Source organism: Agrobacterium sp. 10T429, from assembly GCF_056393925.1.
This window is the reverse complement of record NZ_JBFTGV010000083.1, coordinates 1-387: the sequence shown is the minus strand read 5'-3', so window position 1 is coordinate 387 and position 387 is coordinate 1. Positions and strand designations below refer to the sequence as shown.

The following is a 387-nucleotide window of genomic DNA, read 5'->3' as shown; positions in this document are numbered from 1 at the left end:
GCGTTCCGCCTCAAGGACCGCACCGTGTTCCTGGACTTCCAGACCGACCCCACGGAGAACGTGTGGCCGATGGTCCAGGCGGGCAAGGGCATCTCCGAAATGCTGCTCGGCGCGGAGGACCTGTAATGCGACACATTATTTCGGTCCTGCTGGAAAACGAACCCGGCGCGCTGTCGCGCGTGGTGGGGCTGTTTTCGGCGCGCGGCTACAACATCGAGACGCTCACGGTGGCCCMCACCGAGGATGCGTCGCTGTCGCGGATGACCATTGTCACCACCGGTTCGGACGACGTGATCGAACAGATCACCAAGCACCTGAACCGCCTGGTGGAAGTGGTCAAGGTGGTGGACCTGACGGAAGGCGCGCACATCGAGCGCGAGCTGATGC

General features: G+C 63.5%; 1 protein-coding gene. It reads left to right on the top strand.

Features of this window, described 5'->3' with window-relative positions:
* Positions 1–125: 125 nt before the first annotated feature.
* Positions 126–387: acetolactate synthase small subunit (gene ilvN / locus AC1DCP_RS26635; protein WP_476774905.1), on the top strand; the 262-nt coding region annotated here is incomplete at its 3' end.